Raw genomic sequence first — 16908 nt, 5'->3', positions numbered from 1 at the left:
GAGGGCTTCTGTCGATGCGATGCGTTCTTCTGCTCATGGGCGCGAGCGCTGGGCTAGGTTGTGTCTCCGATCGCGGCTGTCCTGCCCCAGGCCCCCACGAGGGAGACCCTGCGGTATGGCTCTGGGATGGCACGCAGAACGAGGCGCCGAGCTGCGCGGAAGACAGGGATGTCCTCTGGGACGGGTGGCTGAAAGGCTCCTCTACCGCCCCGGAGTCGCCGACGTTCGCACGCGCCTGCGCCGGCGTCGTTCGAGACGACATTCCGGACGGGTATACACTCTGCGTGATCCCTACCGAGGTGCCGGAGATTTGCTGGGAGGGGTACGAGGACCGTTCCATTTACGTGGAAGAAGATGGCGAAGAGCACGTGATGTGCTGCACCCCCGCGGGCAACCCGCCGATGGTGATCCCGCAGAGCTACGGCGCATGCACGACATGAGCGATCCGATGACAAATGCCCTCGCAGTTGCATTCTCATCCCTGCTCTTGGCTGCCGTGTGCGTCTCGTCCGGCGGATGCATCGCCCATCCCGAGATCTCGGGCAAGGCGGTCGTCACGCGGGATGGCGAAGAACTGGTGATCGACACCGGCGGCAACGGAACCAGGCTCGTGGATGCAAGCGGCGAGGTCGCAGGGGGGTGCATCGTACCCAATCAGGGGAAACTCGGGGTAGCGGTGCAGAAGGAGGGCGCTGCCTTCTCGTTCTTTGATATGATGGATGAGTCCGACTCGCCTTACGCGTCCGTGACGATCGACGGAGGACGGTACCAGGGCGCGTGCGAGATCATCGTCGAGGATCTGCAAGGTGACCCGTATGAGGCCGACGTGTCGGCGGGGCCGTGTGACCTCGTCCGGCTCTTCGACGGTGCAAAGGTGCGCCTCGAGACGGCGGTATTTCACGTCTCGGACTGCAGCGGAGCCGATTAGCCGGGCGGCCTCTCCTGGGGCTATCGCGCCCTCTCCGGCGGACCGTCGTCGGCCTGCGCCTTGGCTCGAGCAGCGCGGACCGCTGCGAGCCAGTGCGCCTGGTCGGGGTCGCTGTTCCACGGCGGGGCCTCCCGGTAGAGCGTGTCCCAGTACTCGCGCGCTGCCGCCTCGGCCGTCTCGATCTCGCTCTCGCCGTCGGGAGCGTCCTCGACGAGGTCCGCGAAGGCACGCCAGGGTTCAGAGGCGTGGTGGCTCAGATTCGGCCACGGCCGGCCGGGCGCCCCGTCGAAAACCTCACCGCTGCTCTGGAGATAGCTCTCGTAGGCGCTCTGAGCGATGGCATCGCGCCGGCGGCGGTTGACATGCCTCGTGCAACAATCACGAACCGCTTGGGCCCATTCGCGGTCCTCCTCCGGCACGTCGTCTCGCCATGCGCTCGCATAAAGATCGCGCATCTCCTGCTGGCGTGTCAGCCACCCATGTCGATCGTCGGGGACCGGCGGTGCCCGGAGGGCCTGGTCGCGCGCGGCGCGGAGGGCTCGCTCGCACGCGGCGCTCGGTCCGGGGTACTCCGGCAGCCCGGCGCCCCAGTACCACGGTGGTTCCAGCATCGGAGGGATGGGCCTCTTCATCGAACTCGGGGTTCCGCGGAGAGCGAGCCGAAAACCCCGCTGGAAGGCGCGGAGCATCCCGGGCCGGTGCTGCTCGGCCGTGTCGTCGGAAGCAAGGGTCCGCCAGAGGTAGGTACGGTGAAGGCGCGAGGCAGCCGCGGCCGCGGCCCGTTCACTGTCGCTGGCGGGCGCTTCCTCGAACGCGTCAACGAACGCGATGAACGCGCTCTCGATGGCGGCGAGCAGCATTGGCCACGGCGGGGTGAACGCCCGGGGAATGTGCCCCTAGCTGCCCCGGAGAGCGCTTTCGCTGGCTCCAGGCTCTATGCCGGTTGATCCCTCATCGTCGACCCACTTCCTGAAGCTCTCGCGGTGGGCCGCCGACCATGCGCAGTCCCGCTCCGGCAGATCGTCGTGCCACACTTCGGCGCACAGCTTGCCCAGATCCTCCGAGCGCGACCTCCATTGTTCGGGATCCTTGGTCGAGAACAGCGCGTGTCCGAGCGCCGCTTCGCGCACGACGCGAGGTACGAAGGGCTTCGTCTCCCCCAGCGAAGGGTTCATGAGCAATCTCCGGGTTGATCGCCCGTGGGGTCGGTGGGCTTTACGCCCGTCGGAGTCATACTTACCAGAAGATTCGACCCGCCGCTGCGGGCTCGACGCTGACACCCGACCACGCGAGCGTCCTGATGAAGCGGACACCGCACGTCGCCACGATCGCCACATGCTGCGTCGATAGATAGGCCGCGCCGGCCTCCATGGCCGGGAAGAATCCAAGATACCGCAGGCACAACCCCCATGCGTTGCACACAGGGATGCGCCCGAAGTCGAGCCGCGCCGCGAACTCGAACGACAGGGGCGCACGGAACGGCATGCTCCGGACGGCCGCCGTGGGGCCGGTCAGCACGCCGAGCCAGCGCGCGTCGCCGCCCAGACCGAAGAGGCCCACGTCGGCGCCGATGCCGATGTCCACGGCGTTGCGGACGGGCCATCGGCGCAAGCCGGTGACCGACGGCATGATGCCGCCCGTCGCGCGCGTGGCACGCGACCCCAGCACGACATAGGTCGCCTTGACGTCGATCTCCCATCGCGGCGGCGCGCCCTCTTCCGCCCGCGCGACCGTGGGCAGGAGCGACACCGCGACGAGCCCGGCGCGCGACCCCGTCCGAGCGCTACCTGCCCATCGCCCGTGGACCATCGTCGGCCTGCGCCTTCCTTCGAGCGGCGCGGACTGCCGCGAGCCAGTGCGCCCGGTCGGGGTCGTTGTCCCATGGCGGGGCGTCCCGGTAGAGCGCATCCCAGTATTCCCATACTGCTGCTTCGGCCGTCGCCGGCTCGCTCTCGCCCTCGGGGGCGTCCTCGACGCGGTCCACGAGAGAATACCAGGGTTCCTTGGCGAATGTGCCCACGCCACGCCACGGTCCAGCAGGCTCGTTGCCGAAGCGCCCATCGCTGCTCTGGAGATAGCCTTCATAGGCGCTCTGCGCCAGGGCAGTTCGCCGGCGATTGTTGACCCACAGCATGCAAGTGTCGCGGTACAGCGCTACCCAGAGGCGGTCCTCCTCCGGCACGTCATCTCGCCATGCGCTTGCATACAGCGCTCGCAGCTCCTGCTCGCGTGCCGTGACCTCCTTCGGATTGTCCGGGCCCGGTAGCGCCCTGAGGGCCCGCTCGCGCGCGGCGCTCGGACCGGGAAGGGCAGGCGCTGCAATCTCCCAGATCGCGGGAGGCTCCAGCATGGGGGAGATGGGCCTCGTCAGCGTCCTCGGTCTTCCGCGGCGTCCGATCCGAAAACCCCTCCGGAAGGCGCGGAGCGCGTCGACTCGGTGCTCCTGGGCCGTGTCGTCGGATGTCAGCGTCTGCCAGAGATAGCTCCTGTGGAGGCGCGACGTGGGATCCTCCGCCGCACGCTCGCTCGCGCCGGGGCGCATCTGTTTGGCGGCCTCGACCATCGCAAAACAAGCGCTTTTGACGGCCTCCAGCAGCATGGGCCAGCGTGGCGCGGGCTCTCCGTCGAAACGGCCATGGCGGCTCTGGAGATCCGTCGCATTCGCCTTGTGGCCGATGCCAGCGTGTCCAGAATCGTCAATCCACCTGCTGAATTTCTTGCGGTACGGATCTGCCCATGCGCTGTCTTCCTCGGGCAGGCCATCGTCCCATGCTTCGGCGCACAGCTGGCCGAGATTCTCGAGGTGCCATTTCCAGAGATCGGGGCTCTTGGTCGTAAACAGGCCGTATCCGTAGCCTGCCTCCTGCACTGCGAGCATTCCAGGGCGCTTCGCCAGCCACCTCATGGCCGATCTCCCGGCTGTCCGCCGGTCGGGTCTGTGGGCTGTCCGCCGGTCGGGTCCGTGGGCGTGGGCGGGCATCCCCAGCCTGGTCCAGCGCCGAGCGGGCAGAGGAGAGGGACGAGCCGAGGAAAGGCCCATCCAGGAGGCGGCGCGGGTAGCGCGATCAGGGTATTGATGATGTCGTCTATGTCGACCGCGTCGGGGTCCGTCAGCTCGGCCGGTCCCTTCTCAGGGTCGTAGCGGAAATCCCACACGAATCGGCACTCGACGGTCGCCCCACCCGGGATCGGTAGACTGTTCTCGAGGTCGGTTTTTCTGAGTTGACGCTGCAGCGCTTCCCATTCGTCCTTGCACATCAGGTAATTTACCAAGAAAGGTCGCTTGATGAGACAGTCGCGCATATCGTCGACAATAAACGATGGTTCTTGGTCGGCCAGTTGGTCCACTGACCGCCTGCCTGGTAGCGGCACTGGATTTTGCCCATTTGATCCCCCGGTGGCCTGCCTTCGAGCCAGTTGATCGCCGCCGAGTTCATCCCCAACAGCCTGAGCCTTGATACTTCTTCGAGCGGCATCGCCGCGATCTGGTGTCTCAGCTCGTCGCGATCGCTGGGATCCACGATGGAGCAGCCGCAGGCAAACACGACGAGCAGAACGCCGCGCCGATGGTTCATCGGTTCCCCCCCTGATTCACCGATCCACGTACCCGCAGACGGTGGCCGACCTTACCAGCGGTCGCCGCCGCCGGTCAAGCCGCGACGGACCGCAAACGTCGCGCGTGTGGTTCCTCATACGGCGCATCGATGTCGAGGCGGGCACGGCGAGTTGCCTATTTGCGCCCAAAGATATTTGGGGTCGGAACATGGATCTCGAGACCCTGGGCAGGCTGTGCGCCGAAGCATGGCACGACGACCTGCCCGAGGCGGACCACGCCTGGGCCGAGGCGCATCGCGAGAAATTCGGGAGGTGGGTCGACGATTCGCGGCCCGAGGCCATCCGCCCGAGGGTGGACGCGGGCTCTCCCGAGAGCCTCACGGGCAGGTTCGACAAGGAGCCCGCTCCGCCGTGGCCGATGCTGCTCGAAGCCGTCAAGAGCGCGTTTTTTACCTTCGTCGTGGACTTCGGGCAGACGGTCGCGGGCGAGGGCGAGGGCGCGACGGGCGATCCGACAGCGCGCCTCCACCGGACGTCCGTCTGGCAGGCGCTGACGGCCGACGACGCCCCCGAGGTGGACCGGCCGTCGGCGCTCCGCGCCTTTCGGAGGGGGTTTCGGCGCGGGCGCCGCGGGCTCCCGAGATCCATGACGAGGCCCATCCGCCCGATGGTGGATGTTGCGCGGTCCTGGACGTTTAGGGTGCCTCCTCTCCCCGGACCGAGCGCGGCGCGCAACCGAGCCCTCGCGGACGCGTTGCGTCACACGACGGTTCTTAAGGAGTCTGCGGTGCTCCTGCAGGAACTGCGCGATCTCTATGCGAGCGCCTGGCGAGACGACGTGCCGGAGGAGGACCGCGAATGGGCCGAGTCCTACCGCCACTCCTGCGTGGACGAGGTCAACCGTCGCCGGCGAGACGCCGTGGCCCAGAGCGCGTACGAGGGCTTTCTCCAGAGCAGCGATGGGCTCTTCGACGGAGAGCCCGCAAGGCCGTGGCCGAACCTGAGAGGCTACGACGCGGACCCATGGCGTGCTCTCGTGGATGCCGTCGAGGACGCGCCCGAAGGCGAGAGCGAGCTCGCGACCGCCGAGGCGGCAGCGCGCGAATTCTGGGACTCGCTCTACCGGGAAGCCCCGCCGTGGGACAGCGACCCGGCCAAGGTGCACTGGCTCGCGGCGGTCCGCGCCGCGCGACGAAAGGAACTGTCCAGCAATGTTCCGCCGGACGGGGGGGCGTAGCGCTCACGGACTCCCATTTGCCTTTGGCACGGAACTGCCGCTCCCTCCGCCCCGGGTCTCGACTAAAATAAGGCCCCATGCGCTTTTTTCATCGCTCCGGTGGGATCGGTTTCTCCATGAAGAGCGCTCGCGTGCTCGCGCGCGCCGCCGGGGTGCTCGGCGCCGTGCTCTGCGCGGCGTGCGCTGCAGACCCCGAGGCCCCGCCGCCCGAGATCTCGGTCGGCACGGTCGACAGCACGGACGCGGTGCTCGCCCTCGTGCGCGGCGAGGGCGCGGTCACGCTCTACGTCTGCGGCGGCGTGAGCAGCTACGCGAGCATGACCCGATGGTTCGAGGGAACCGAGGACCCGAGCGGCGCGTTCTCGCTCGAGAGCGACGGGTGGACGGCGACCGCCGATCCGGGCGGCGAATCCGGCCGGCTGCGCACGCCGGAGGGCGCGGAGCTCGCCTTTCGAGCTCGCCCCGCGGCGCTCGATCGCATCGAGGGCCTCTACGCGGCTGTCGACGGCGGCTGCCGCACCGGCGCCGTCGTCTTCACGCCCGACGACGCCGAGGCGCCCGCGCTCCAGGGCACCTGGTGCGGCGCCGGCGATCTCTATGCCCAGGTGACGCCGATCCGCCCGCTGTCGGTGCTCGATCGGCGCGGGATCGAGGTGCAGGTCGAGCTCAGCGGCGCACGGAAGAAGCTGCTCGTGACCCCGCTCGTGCGACCCTGAGCCCCTGCCGCATCTCCACCGTCCCGCCCTATCTTCGCCGTCGCGCCGCTTCTCCGCCGCCCTATCGCGTCTCCGGCGCCCCGCCGCGCCCGTCCCGCCGCATCCCCGCCGTCCGCCCGCTCTTGCGTTGAATCCAGCCCCCGTCCGATCGAAGGTCGGCGCATGGCGGACGCAGCTCGGCCGCGGAGGCGGCACCTTGCCCTGCCCGCGTCGCGCTTCATCGGCCGGGAGGGCGAGCTCGTCGCGATCGCCGGGCTGCTCCGGGGCGGCGAGCGGCTCGTCACCCTCTGGGGCCCGGCCGGCATGGGCAAGACGCGGCTCGCCCTGGAGCTCGCCAGCCGCTGGGCCGAGGCGCAGGCCGGCGAGGCCGTGTGGCTCTGCGAGCTCACCGCCTGCCGCGACCTGCGCGCCGTCTGCGGCGCGGTCGCGCGCGCGATCGGGGCGCAGGTCGCGGCAGGGCGCCGGGAAGCGACGCTCGTCGAGCGGATCGGCCGCGCCCTCGCGACCGAGGGGCCGGCGCTGCTCGTGCTCGACAACCTGGAGCACGTGCTCGAGCAGGCCGCGCCGGCCCTCGACGCGTGGGTGCGCGCGGCGCCCGAGCTCCGCTTCCTCGCGACGTCGCGCGAGCGCACCCGCGTGGCAGGGGAGATCAGCTACGAGCTCGGCCCCCTCGGCCTCCCCGCGGAGGGCTCGGCCGAGCGCAGCGCGGCCGTGGCGCTCTTCCTCGATCGCGCCGCGGCCCACCGCGCTGCCGCACCGCCGCCGCCGCCCGGCGACGAGCACGTCGCCGACGTCGCCGCGCTGGTGCGGCGGCTCGAGGGCATCCCGCTCGCGATCGAGCTCGCGGCGGCGCGCGAGGGCGTGCTCGGCGTGCGCGGCCTGCTCGCGCGGCTCGGGAGCCGGCTCGACCTGCTCGCGGGCGCGGCGCGCGGGAGGGAGGCGCGGCAGGCGACGCTGCGCAGCGCGATCGAGTGGTCGTGGGACCTGCTCGACGACCGCGAGCGACGGGCGCTCGCCTGCTGCTCCGCCTTCCACGGGCCGTTCACGCTCGCGGCGGCCGCCGCCGTGCTCGCGGAGCCCGACGCCGCCGCGATCGATCGGATCGAGGCGCTGCGCGACAAGTCGCTGCTCCGCGCGGCGCCCCCGAGGAGCGACGGGGCGACGCGCTTCGCGCTCTACGAGGTGGTGCGAGAGCTCGCCGCCGAGAAGCTCGCCGAGCGCGGGGAGCGCGAGGCCGCGATCGAGCGGCACGCGGCGTTCTACCTGGGCGCCGGCGAGGCGGCGGCCGCGGACTTCGAGCGGCGCGGCGCGCTCGACGCGCTCAACCTCATCGCCGGCGATCTGGAGGAGCTGCTCGCCGTCGCCGAGGGCGCGCTCGCCCTGGCGACGGCGCCTCGCGCCGGCTCCGAGGCGGCGGCCGAGCGAGCGCTGCGGGCGCTCTGCGCCATCGAGCCCGTGCTCAGCACCCGCGGCCCGTTCGGTGCGCAGCTCGAGCTGCTCGACCGCGCGATCGCGGCGGCCGAGGCGCTCGCGGCAGAGCCGCGCGTGGTGGCCCGCGCGCTCGCGGCGCGGGGGCGCGCGAGGCGGCTCCGAGGGCAGGCGGAGGCCGCGCTCGAGGACCTCGAGCGCGCCCGCGCGCAGGCGGCGGCGCTCGGCGCAGAGGCGCTCCTCTCGGGGATCCTCGCGGACCTCGGCGTGCTCCACCACGGCCGGCGCGCCATGGAGCGCGCGCGCGACCACTACGCGCAGGCGCTCGCGCTCCACCGCGCCCTCGGCGACCGCCGCGCCGAGGGGCGGGTGCTCGGCAACCTCGGGGCGCTCCACCACGACGAGCGCCGCGAGGGCGAGGCCGCCGCCTACTACGAGCAGGCGATCGCGATCGCGGCGGAGATCGGCGACGGCCGGATGGAGGGCATCTTCTCGACGAACGCCGGCCTGCTCGAGCAGGAGCGCGGGGCGCCCGCGCAGGCGCGCCGGCGCTACGAGCGCGCCGCCGCGATCCTCGGCGAGGTGGGCGATCTCCGGCTGCTCGCGATCACGCTCGGCAACCTCGGCGCGCTCCACCACGAGGAGGGGCGCCTCGCCGATGCGCGCGCGTGCCACGGCCGCGCGGTGGGGCTGCTCCGCGAGGTCGGGGACCGCCGCTCCGAGGGGATCGCCCTCTGCCGCCTCGGGGCGGCGCTCGCGTCGGTCGGCGAGGTGGAGGAGGCGCGGCGTGCGATCGAGCCGGCGGAGCGGCTGCTCGCGCAGCTCGGGGACGAGCCTGACGTGGAGCTCGCGCGGGTGGCGTCCGGCTTCGTCGACCTCGCGCTCGCCCAGGCGGCGCGCCGCGCGGGGCGGGGGGAGGAGGCGGCGGCTCACGCGGGCGCGGCGCGGCGCAGGATCGCGCGCGCCCGGGAGGGATCGCCGTCGAGCGCGAGCCGATCCGACGACGTGCGGCTGCTGCTCCGGATCCTGGAGCGCAGCCTGGCGGCGCTGGGCGGCCTGCCCGAGGCGCGGGCGGAGGGCGAGCTCCTCCTGACCGAGGGGGCGCGCTTCGTCCGCCCGCCGGGCGGCGGCTGGCACGACCTGCGCGAGCGCCACGCGGCGCGGCGCCTGCTGCACGCGCTGGCCGAGCAGCAGCGGTGCGCGCCGGGCCGAGGGCTCTCCCTGGCCGCGCTGAAGGAGGCGGGGTGGCCCGGCGAGCGGATCTTGCCGGAGGCGGCGGCGAACCGGATCTACGTGGCGATGAACCAGCTGCGGAAGCTCGGGATGAAGCCGTGGCTCCGGAGAGACGCAGAGGGGTACTCGCTGGATCCGGCGCTGCCGGTCCACTACGTGGCGGTGGAGCCGGCCGCGGGGGGAGGGGGCGATCCGCGCGGGGGGAAGCGGCGGTAGGGGGCTGCTGCCGGGCGCCTGCCGAATGGATGGGAGAGCAAGGGCGATGGCGCCCCGGAAGGGAGCACGCGAATCGCTTTAAGACAGGATTAAGGAGCGGTCCTGCGGCGGGGACCTAGCCTGTTCGGCGGAGGTCACGCCATGCGCATCATTGCTTCTGCTCTGCTGATCCTTGCCCCTGTCATCACCCTCGCCGGATGCGGTGAGATCCGTTTGACCGAACCGGAGGTCGATTCGAGCAGCGCCCCGGGCGCGGGATCGGGAGCATCCAGCGGCGACGGCGTGGGGGGCGGAGGCGCCGCTGGGGGCGCAGGCTCGGGTGGAGGCGGAGGTGCCGGTGGGGGCGGAGGCGCGGGTGGCGACGCAGGCGCCGGTGGGGGCGGAGGCGCGGGTGGCGACGCAGGCGCCGGTGGGGGCGGAGGCGCGGGTGGCGACGCAGGCGCCGGTGGGGGCGGAGGCGCGGGTGGCGACGCAGGCGCCGGTGGGGGCGGAGGCGCGGGTGGCGGCGGGGCATCGCCGCTGGCGGAGGCCTGGTACCGGCAGATCTCGGGACCCGAGACGGAGGAGGCCATGGCCCTCGCGATCGATGGCGAGGCAAACGTCGTCCTGGCCGGCAGAACGAGGGGAGCGGCCGATTTCGGCGCCGGCGCCACGCCGCTCGTCGGCTCCGCGGACATCTTCGTCGCCACGTATGCAAACGACGGCGCCCTGCGCTGGGCGCGGCGCTTCGGCGGCGGCAGCGAGGTGATGGCCACGGGGGTCGCGGTCGACGGAAACGACGGCATCGCCGTCATCGGCCACTACGCCAACGGTCCGCTCCAGGCCGGCGACCTCGTCCTGGAAGAGCTGGAACGAGACGACCCGAGGACCTCCTCGAGCGACATCTTCGTCCTCGCGCTCGATCGGGACGGCGCCCCGCGCTGGATGCGCCGCCTGGGCGGCGGCGACTTCGACTACGGAGGCCGCGTGGCCGTCGGTCCCGGAAACGACGTCGTTGTCGCCGCTCAAGCCGGGGGCCGCCTTACCCTCGCCAGGTTCACCGCCGACGGGACGGCTCGCTTCGCGACGGACGTGGGAAAGCTGAGCGGATCCATCACGTACGCGATCAGCGGGATGGCCGTGGACCTCCGCGGCGACATCCTCGTCGCAGGGACCTTCTCCGACGACGCCGACCTCGGCGGGGGCTCCACCACCGGGCTGAGAGGCGCTCAGGCCTGGGTGGCGAAGTACTCGGGGGAGGACGGCGTCCACCTCTGGTCGAGGCACTTCGGCGCCCCCGAAGACAGCAGTGAAATCAGCGGCGACGTGGCGAAGGCGATGATCGTGGACGAGCACGGCGACGTGCTGATCGCCGGCCAGTTCGCGCGGGGCGCCGACCTCGGGGAGGGGCGGATCGACCGTATATGGGGCAATTTCCTCATGAAGCTCGCCGGCGAGGACGGCGCGACCCGGTGGGTGAACGCGTTCCCGGGCGCACAGTACTACGGCTCGACCAGCCTCTCGTTCGCGCCCGACGGCAGGGTCGCGCTCATCATCTCGCTCGCGCCGCCCTTCGACCGCTTCGACCTCGGCGGCGGCTCGGTGGACACGCGGGGAACCTACATCGCCACCTACGAGCCAGGCACCGGCGCGTTCGTCGCGCAGCGGCGGATCGTCGAGCTCGGCACGGACATCGGGAACATCAGCCTCGCCGCCTCCGCGCTCGACGCGAAAGGACACCTGTCGTTCGTGACGAGCTTCAGCTACTCCGTGCCGACCGGCTTCGGCGTCCTGAAGAGCGAGGGCTGGGGGACCGACGTCCTCCTCGCGCACGTGCCGCTCTGAGACGACAAGTCCTGCTGCGCGGCATTGGCGCTCTGCTGCTCGGTCCAGGCGCCCCTGCTGTGCGCCCCGGCGCTCTGCTGCGCGGCCTCCGCACCCCTCCTGCGCGCCCCTCCGGGCCCCCTGCGCGTCCGACGTGCCCTCCTGCGCACGCATCCACGTGAGCTATGCAACACTTCCCCCTCCTGCGCACGCCTCCGTGGGATCCATGGTGCGCGTCGCAACGGGGGCGCCGCGATCTCTCCTCCGGCCAGAGAGCCCAGGGTGGACCGATACGCTTGTCGATCATCCGCCCTTCCGTCCGGAGGGGCGCATACCCCGACAAGGAGGAAACGTTGCCGAACGTGACGGAGACATCGGCCCATCCCTCACCCCGCCCCGCGAACACGCTCTCCGCGGGCCTGCGGAATGGATGGGAGAGCAAGGACGATGGCGCCGCGGGAGGGGCGGCGCGTGAATCGGTTTAAGAGGGGATTAAGGGGCGGTCCTGTGGCGGGGACATAGCCTGCTCGGCGGAGGTCACGCCATGCACATCATCGCTTCTGGTCTGCTGATCCTTGTCCCTGCCATCGCCCTCGCCGGCTGCGGTGAGAGTCGTGAGCCCGAGCCGGCCGCCGCATCGAGCAGCGCTAGCAGCGCGGGATCCGGAGGATTCGGCGGCGATGGAGCGGGGGCCGGCGGCCTGGCTGACGGCGGTGGCCCAGGTGACGGCGGCAGCACGAGTGAGGGCGGCGCCCCGGGTTGGGGCGGCGGCGCGGCTGACGGCGGCGCCCCGGGTTGGGGCGGCAGCACGGGTGAGGGCGGTGGCCCCGGTTGGGGCGGCGGGGGATCGCCGCCAGCAGACGCCTGGTATCGACAGATCTCGAGCCCCGATAGCGAGTGGGCCATGACCCTCGCGCTCGATAGCGAAGCCAACGTCGTCCTGGCTGGCAGCTCGATGGGAACGGCCGACTTCGGCGCGGGCGCCACGCCGCTCGTCGGCTTCGAGGACCCCTTCGTCGCCACGTATGCAGACGACGGCGCCCTGCGCTGGGTCCGGCGCTTCCGCGGCTACCAGGCGATGGTCACGGGGGTCGCGGTCGACCGAAACGACGGCATCGCCGTCGTCGGCCACTACGCGGAGGGTCCTCTCGAAGCCGGTGACCTCGTCCTGGAAGAGCCGGATGTACTGGTTGTAGACGACCCGGAGGTCGCGGGGGTCCCCTCGTCCGACATCTTCGTCCTCGCGCTCGATCGGGAGGGCAGCCCGCGCTGGATGCACCGCCTGGGCGGCGGCGGCATCGACCAGGGAGGCCGCGTGACCGTCGGTCCCGGAAGCGATGTCTTCGTGGCCGCCCTGTCCGCGGGCCGCCTCACCCTCGCCAGGTTCGCCGCCGACGGGACGACCCGCTTCACGACGGACGTGGGACACCTGTCTGGACTCGACTCGTCGTGGGCCCCGATCGGCGGGCTGGCCGTGGACTCCCGTGGCGACATCTTCGTCGCCGGCGACTTCACCGGCGACGCCGACCTCGGCGGGGGCGCCACCCTCGGGCTGAAAGGCAATCAGGCCTGGGTGGCGAAGTACTCTGGGGAGAACGGCGCCCACCTCTGGTCGAGGCACTTCGGCAAACTCAGGGACCTGGGTTCCAGCGCTGGCGATCTGGCGAAGGCGCTGATCGTGGACGAGCACGGCGACGTGCTTGTCGCCGGTCAGATCGAGCAGGGCGCCGACCTCGGCGAGGGACCCGTCGGCGATGTCCGACGCGGCGCGTTCCTCATGAAGCTCGCCGGCGAGGACGGCGCGATCCGGTGGATGAAGTCGCTCCCGACGTCCATGGTCCGCTCGACCAGCCTCTCGTTCGCGCCCGACGGCCGGGTCGCGCTCATCGCCTCGTTCGGCGCGCCCCCCGACCTCGGCGGCGGCGCGTCGGACGAGCTGGGAACCTACGTCGCCACCTACGAGCCAGACACCGGCGCGTTCGTCGCGCAGCGGCGGCTCGCCGAGCTCGGCACCGAGCTCGGGGTGTCTGTCGACCACGCCGTCTCCGTGCTCGACGCGAAAGGACACCTGTCGATCGTGGTGAGCTTCAGCAGCGAGCTACAGACCGGCTTCGGCACCCTGAAGAGCAAAGGCTGGACCGACATCCTCCTCGCGCGCCTGCCGCTCTGAGACGGACGGCTCTCCCCGAGCGTCATCCGTCCCTCTCCGCCTCCTGTCGTCCGGCCCCAGCAGGGCGCGCGCGTCGCTTTAAGAGGGGATTAAGGAGCGAGCCTGCGGCGGGGACCTAGCCTGTTCGGCGGAGGTCACGCCATGCGCACCATCGCTTCTGCTCTGTTGATCCTTATCCCTACCATCCCCCTCGCCGGATGCGGTGAGAGCCGTGAGCCCGAGCCGGTCGCCGCATCGAGCAGCGCCAGCAGCGCGGGATCCGGAGGATCCGGCGGCGACGGCGTGGCGGGCGGGGGCGCTGGCCCCGGCGAGGGAGGCGGAGGCGCCGGGGGTACTGGCCCCGGCAAGGGAGGCGGAGGCGCCGGGGGTACTGGCCCCGGCGAGGGAGGCGGAGGCGCCGGGGGCACTGGCCCCGGCGAGGGCGGCGGAGGCGCCGGGGGCGCTGGCCCCGGCGGGGGCGGCGGAGGCGCCGGGGGCACTGGCCCCGGCGAGGGCGGCGGAGGCGCCGGGGGCACTGGCCCCGGCGAGGGCGGCGGAGGCGCCGGGGGCGCTGGCCCCGGCGGGGGCGCCGAGGGCGGTGGAGGCGCTGGCCCCGGCGGGGGCGCCGAGGGCGGTGGAGGCACCGAGGGCGGTGGAGGCGCCGATGGCGGCGGGGGCGCCGGGGGATCGCTGCCAGCGGGGGCCTGGTACCGGCAAATCATTGGACCCCGTAATCTGTCTGCCGCGGCCCTCGCGCTCGATGGCGGGGCGAACGTCGTCCTGGCTGGCAGCGCCCTGGGAGGGGTCGACTTCGGCGCGGGCCCCACGCCGCTCATCGGGTTCAAGGACCTCTTCGTCGTCAAGTATGCAGACGACGGCGCTCTGCGCTGGGCCCGGCGCTTCGGCGGCAAGCTGCTGATGACGGCCACGGGGGTCGCGGTCGACGGAAACGACGGCATCGCCGTCGTCGGCGACTACTCGGGAGGTCCGTTCGACGCCGGAGACTTCGGCCAGGAAGATCCGGAGCCACACGACCCGGACGGTGCCTCATCCGGCATGTTCGTCCTCGCGCTCGATCGGGACGGCGCCACGCGCTGGGTGCATCGCCCGGGCGACAGCGGCTCCTCCGGCGGAGGCCTCGTGGCCGTCGGTCCCGAGAACGACGTCGTCGTCGCCGCAGAGTCCGAAAACCGCCTTACCCTCACCAAGCTCGCCGCCGACGGGACGACCCGGTTCGCGACGGACGCGGGAGACCTGCACAGAGCCGCCAGGTTGGCGGTCCCGCCCCCGATCGGCGGGGTGGCCGTGGACCTTCACGGCGATATCGTCGTCGCAGGGACTTTCTCCGAGGACGACATCACCGGCGGGACTTCTCTCGGGGTGACGGGCGGCCTGGCCTGGGTGGCGAAGTACTCGGGGACGGATGGCGCCCACCTCTGGTTGAGGCGCGTCAGCGCATCCCAAGACATCGGGTTGGGCAGCGGCAACGTGGCGCTGGCGTTGAGGGTGGACGAGCACGGCGACGTGCTGATCGCCGGCCAGCTTGCGCAGGGCGCCGCCCCCGGCGGGCGCCCGCCGATCCACGGCAGTGCCGGCGCGTTCCTCACGAAGCTCGCCGGCGAGGACGGCGCGATCCGGTGGGCGAAGGCGTTTCCGGCCCCGGCCAAAGAGGTCGGCTCGACCAGCCTCTCGTTCGCGCCCGACGGCCGGGTCGCGCTCATCGCCTGGTTCAGCGCGCCCACCGATCTCGGCGGCGGCTCGTTGGACGAGCCGGGAACCTACGTCGCCACCTACGAGCCAGGCACCGGGGCGTTCGTCGCGCGGCGGCGGCTCGTCGAGCTCGGCACAATGGACGGGTCCTTCCCCCGCACCGCCTCCGCGCTCGACGCGAAAGGGCGCCTGTCGATCGCGAGCAACTTCATCAATGCCTACGCCCCACAGACCGCCTTCGGCACCCACGAGGCCTTGGGTATGAATAGCATCCTCCTCGTGCGCCTGCCGCTCTGAAACGGGCGGCTCTCCCTGAGCGTCACCCGTCCCCCAACTCCTCTCCTCCACCCTCCGCCTGCCCCTTCTCGGCCGCCTCGCGCGCAAGCGCACCCGCATGGATCGCCCGCACCTCGTCTATCGTGCCGATCTCCTCTGCAGCCTTGTCAGGCCGGTACCTCCTCACCCGCGCAGACCGCAGCGCGATGCCCCCGGGGTACCGCGGACTCGCCTGCACGTCTTCAAAGGCGACCTCGACGACGATCTCCGGCCGCACGTACACCGTGCCGGCGTCGCGGCCGATCTCGAGCTCCAGCAGCCGCTGGGTCTGCAACGCGAGCACCTCGTCGCTCACGCCCTTGAACGTCTTGCCGAGCAGGACGAAGCCCCCGGCCGAGGGATCGCGCGCCCCGAGGTGCAGGTTGCTGAGCAGCCCCCGGCGCCGGCCGGTCCCCCACTCGGCCGCGAGCACCACCAGGTCGAGGGTGCGCGCCCGCTTCACCTTGAGCCACGAGCCGCGGCGCCGCCCCGCCTCGTAGGGCGCGGCGAGCGACTTGGCGATCACGCCCTCGTGGCCGCGGGCGAGCGCGTCGGCGAAGAACGCCTCGGCTTCGGCCGCCGTCGGCAGCTCGATGCGCGGGACGCGCAGCGACCGGTCGAGCACCTGCCGGAGCGCGGCGGTGCGCTCGCTGCCGGGCCGGTCGAGCAGATCCTCGCCGTCGAGGTGCAGCACGTCGAAGAACAGGGCGCGCAGCGGCAGCTCGGCGCGCAGCGCGGCAGCGTCGTGCGCGCGGCCGAAGCGGCGCATCGTGACCTGGAACGGGTGCGGCGGGCCGTCCGAGCGAAAGGTGAGCGCCTCGCCGTCGAGCACGACCGAGCGGACCGGGAGCGCCCGGACGATCTCGACAATCTCGGGGACCGCCTTCGTGACCGGGCCGAGGCCGCGGCTGAAGACGCGCACCTCGTCGCCGGCCTTGTGCGCCTGCACGCGCACGCCGTCGAGCTTCCACTCCAGCGCCATCGCGCGGAGCTCGCTCAGCGCCGTCGCGACGTCGTCGGCCGACTGCGCCAGCATCGGCTGCACCGGGCGGAGCAGCTGCAGCGAGAAGCGCTGGAGGCCGAGCGCCCCCTCGAGGAGCGCGGCCTTGGCCACCTCCGCCGCGTCGCCGGCGAGCATCACCGCGCGCCGCAGCGAGGTTGGCGGCACCCGCGCCGCACGCGCCACCGCGTCGATCATGACCGGCTCGATCCGCTCCTGGCGGAGCTCGCCGGCGAGGAGCCGCGCGAAGAAGTCGCGCTCGCGATCGGTGGCGCGCGCGAACAATCCCCCCAGCGCCGCGCGGCGCGCCCCTGCCGCCCCCGGCCCCGAGGCGCGCGCGATCTCCGTGAAGACCGCGTCGGCGTCCCCCAGGGTGAGCGCAGGCTGGGCGACGGAAGGAGAGGCCCGGCGGGCCTCGGCGACCACCCCAGGCCCGAGGCCGAGCCGTCCCTGGCGCAGCCGACCGGCGAGCCAGTCGACGCCGATCTGCACCTCCGCGGGCGAGAGGCGGCGCAGTATCGCGGCGAGCGCGGCGATCTTCTCGACACGGCGAGAGAGCGCGGCGACACGCCCGGAGGTGGCGACGAAGTCGGAAACGAGCACGCGGACAACCCTACC

General features: G+C 72.1%; 14 protein-coding genes. 8 read left to right on the top strand and 6 right to left on the bottom strand.

Features of this window, described 5'->3' with window-relative positions; all coding sequences use genetic code 11:
* Nucleotides 1-14 precede the first annotated feature (14 nt).
* Together WMF14_RS37020 and WMF14_RS37015 are read left to right on the top strand one after the other, a co-directional pair.
* Nucleotides 15-440 carry a hypothetical protein gene (locus WMF14_RS37020; RefSeq protein WP_437793990.1) on the top strand — a complete coding sequence of 142 codons (426 nt, stop codon included), beginning with the start codon at nucleotides 15-17 and terminating at the stop codon, nucleotides 438-440.
* On the top strand, nucleotides 428-928 hold the full coding sequence (locus WMF14_RS37015; protein WP_437793988.1) for a hypothetical protein: 501 nt from the start codon (nucleotides 428-430) through the stop codon (nucleotides 926-928). Before WMF14_RS37020 ends, WMF14_RS37015 begins: the two co-directional genes overlap by 13 nt.
* A 20-nt stretch (nucleotides 929-948) precedes the next feature.
* Here WMF14_RS37015 and WMF14_RS37010 read toward each other — a convergent pair whose 3' ends face one another.
* The 5 genes from WMF14_RS37010 to WMF14_RS36990 form a co-directional block, all read right to left on the bottom strand.
* Nucleotides 949-1539 carry a hypothetical protein gene (locus tag WMF14_RS37010; protein ID WP_437793986.1) on the bottom strand — a complete coding sequence of 197 codons (591 nt, stop codon included), beginning with the start codon at nucleotides 1537-1539 and terminating at the stop codon, nucleotides 949-951.
* 285 nt (nucleotides 1540-1824) lie between these two features.
* Complete coding sequence (locus WMF14_RS37005) at nucleotides 1825-2103, bottom strand: hypothetical protein (protein WP_437793985.1); 279 nt, start codon at nucleotides 2101-2103, stop codon at nucleotides 1825-1827.
* A 61-nt stretch (nucleotides 2104-2164) separates the two neighbouring features.
* Entirely contained in the window at nucleotides 2165-2737 is a 573-nt protein-coding gene (locus tag WMF14_RS37000; protein WP_437793983.1) for a hypothetical protein, read from the bottom strand.
* Complete coding sequence (locus WMF14_RS36995; RefSeq protein ID WP_437793981.1) at nucleotides 2712-3806, bottom strand: hypothetical protein; 1095 nt, start codon at nucleotides 3804-3806, stop codon at nucleotides 2712-2714. The genes WMF14_RS37000 and WMF14_RS36995 overlap by 26 nt, the downstream gene beginning before the upstream one ends.
* A gap of 388 nt (nucleotides 3807-4194) precedes the next feature.
* The gene (locus tag WMF14_RS36990; protein ID WP_437793979.1) at nucleotides 4195-4503 is read right to left on the bottom strand and encodes a hypothetical protein; all 309 of its coding nucleotides are present in this window, start codon (nucleotides 4501-4503) and stop codon (nucleotides 4195-4197) included.
* A gap of 188 nt (nucleotides 4504-4691) precedes the next feature.
* Between WMF14_RS36990 and WMF14_RS36985 the strand changes: the two genes are divergently transcribed.
* The 6 genes from WMF14_RS36985 (at nucleotide 4692) to WMF14_RS36960 (ending at nucleotide 15272) form a co-directional block, all read left to right on the top strand.
* A complete protein-coding gene (locus WMF14_RS36985; RefSeq protein WP_437793976.1) occupies nucleotides 4692-5720 on the top strand; it encodes a hypothetical protein in 1029 nt (342 codons plus the stop codon).
* Nucleotides 5721-5836: 116 nt separating this feature from the next.
* The gene (locus tag WMF14_RS36980) at nucleotides 5837-6436 is read left to right on the top strand and encodes a hypothetical protein (protein ID WP_437793974.1); all 600 of its coding nucleotides are present in this window, start codon (nucleotides 5837-5839) and stop codon (nucleotides 6434-6436) included.
* A gap of 162 nt (nucleotides 6437-6598) precedes the next feature.
* Nucleotides 6599-9313 (top strand): ATP-binding protein, encoded by a 2715-nt coding sequence (locus WMF14_RS36975; protein ID WP_437793971.1) that lies wholly within the window; start codon nucleotides 6599-6601, stop codon nucleotides 9311-9313.
* A 570-nt stretch (nucleotides 9314-9883) separates the two neighbouring features.
* Nucleotides 9884-11137, top strand: a complete 1254-nt coding sequence (locus WMF14_RS36970) for a hypothetical protein (RefSeq protein ID WP_437793969.1) — start codon at nucleotides 9884-9886, stop codon at nucleotides 11135-11137.
* 883 nt (nucleotides 11138-12020) lie between these two features.
* Complete coding sequence (locus WMF14_RS36965) at nucleotides 12021-13286, top strand: hypothetical protein (protein ID WP_437793966.1); 1266 nt, start codon at nucleotides 12021-12023, stop codon at nucleotides 13284-13286.
* Between the two features lie 165 nt (nucleotides 13287-13451).
* Entirely contained in the window at nucleotides 13452-15272 is a 1821-nt protein-coding gene (locus WMF14_RS36960) for a hypothetical protein (RefSeq protein WP_437793964.1), read from the top strand.
* A gap of 22 nt (nucleotides 15273-15294) precedes the next feature.
* On the opposite strand, the gene WMF14_RS36955 is transcribed toward WMF14_RS36960, so the two are convergent.
* Nucleotides 15295-16893: an ATP-dependent DNA ligase gene (locus WMF14_RS36955; RefSeq protein WP_437793962.1), complete on the bottom strand. Its 1599-nt coding sequence runs from the start codon at nucleotides 16891-16893 to the stop codon at nucleotides 15295-15297.
* Between the last annotated feature and the right edge of the window lie 15 nt (nucleotides 16894-16908).

It is taken from the genome of Sorangium sp. So ce693, assembly GCF_051521375.1.
Taxonomy (GTDB): domain Bacteria; phylum Myxococcota_A; class Polyangia; order Polyangiales; family Polyangiaceae; genus Sorangium; species Sorangium atrum.
This window is presented reverse-complemented; position numbering and strand designations above follow the sequence as displayed.